General features: G+C 63.3%; 2 protein-coding genes. Both read left to right on the forward strand.

What is annotated here, in order from left to right; all coding sequences use genetic code 11:
• The first annotated feature begins 415 nt into the window (after positions 1-415).
• Positions 416-691 carry a hypothetical protein gene (locus RSO01_RS46750; protein WP_147157471.1) on the forward strand — a complete coding sequence of 92 codons (276 nt, stop codon included), beginning with the start codon at positions 416-418 and terminating at the stop codon, positions 689-691.
• A gap of 9 nt (positions 692-700) precedes the next feature.
• Entirely contained in the window at positions 701-916 is a 216-nt protein-coding gene (locus RSO01_RS46755; RefSeq protein ID WP_147157472.1) for a hypothetical protein, read from the forward strand.
• The last annotated feature ends 497 nt before the right edge of the window (positions 917-1,413 follow it).

A 1,413-nucleotide genomic window follows, 5' to 3' on the forward strand; every position in this document is an offset into this window, starting at 1 on the left:
TTCACCGGCTGGGCGATCAACAACGCGGCGAAGAGGGGACGAAACATAAGGCGAGAACGGCTGCCGCCTCACTGTGTTCCGCAGATCAAGCCGCTAGGGCGCTTGGGAACTATCCGCCGATCGGCGCGTTTTAGTCCTCTCTCAAGGCCAGCCATATCCAGCAATGATCCTTGCACCCCGAGTCGCGGTAACAGCCCTGATCGCCCTCGCGTCGTGCACGGGCGATCTGCCCAGCACGGCTTGGCGCGGCGGTCCGGGGGAGCGAGGTTACAGCGCCGACAGTTCGGCAGCGCCGCTGGTCGATGTTGACGTGCTCCCCGGAATTGTCCCCGGTTAGAGGTTAGAGTCCGTTCCAGACAGGGAGACGGACGATGTCGACTTCAATGCGGCAGCCAGACAACATGATTGCGCGAGAATGCATGCTGCCAACGACAATATTGTGGAGGCCAAGTTTGACGCTCTGATACGTCGCGCGGAAGCCGCGGCGGCAATTGTCCAATCCCCCGTACAGACATCCGAAATGCAGGCCGAGGCAATTGCCGAACTCAACGCTGTGTGTGCCGAGCTCGGTCAAATTCTGCTAGGCACCCAAACCGAGAACGCTGCCCTGACGCGCTTGCTCCTCAAGCTCGGCGGCCGCACCATCCGACGGGTCGTCACCGACGCCAAGGGCAACACCGTTCTGTTCTAGGAGGCGAGCATGCCGTCAGACCTAAGCGCCCAAAGGGTCGAGCTCGACTGCCGCCGTGCCGAACTGCACTGCCGATCGAAGGCGCTCAAGGCACCCAGGCGAGACGCGACTGAGGCGCAAGAACGGGCCTTCGTCGCCGAGCTGGACCGGCTCGAGGTCGCATCCGACGAGCTTGAGCAGGAAATCAGCGACTTGAAGACCCGCGCTGGCCAGCCGTTGGCCTAGGCGTAGGGAGCGGCCTGTCGACATGGTGGCGATCGACGAGCCGCAATGTCGCCGCTCTTGATACATACCAACCTCGTAAGCCGTTTGCCTATGTCTCCCCCGAGACGCGTTCTGCGATCGGTGAGGCTTCGCACAGGCTAACACTCCGTGCGGGGCCGCCTTTCGGGCCCCGGCGGCAAATCGCGTCCAGGCGGGCAAATTTCCGGCCCTGGCAGCGATGGCCACGGGATTCTGGCAATCAGGGAAAGCGTTGGCGAGTGCAATCCCAGGGGCATGGTTCTGGCGGACCGCAGGCAGCCAACGGAGCCAATAGAAGCACCACCAGAAGAAGTCGTATCGCCATCCCTTTGTCCTCGCGACGCCTCTACCGCGTCTTTCCCTTCGCCACCCCTATCTCGACCAGCCGCCGCCTGAACTCCGTCAGCGCCTCGGCGGGCGCGGAGCTTGAGCGTGAGATCGCGGCACGGGCCGGAGTCGCTCTTGAAAGAGCCCACCGG

Source organism: Reyranella soli (assembly GCF_007992495.1).
GTDB classification, from domain to species: Bacteria; Pseudomonadota; Alphaproteobacteria; order Reyranellales; family Reyranellaceae; genus Reyranella; species Reyranella soli.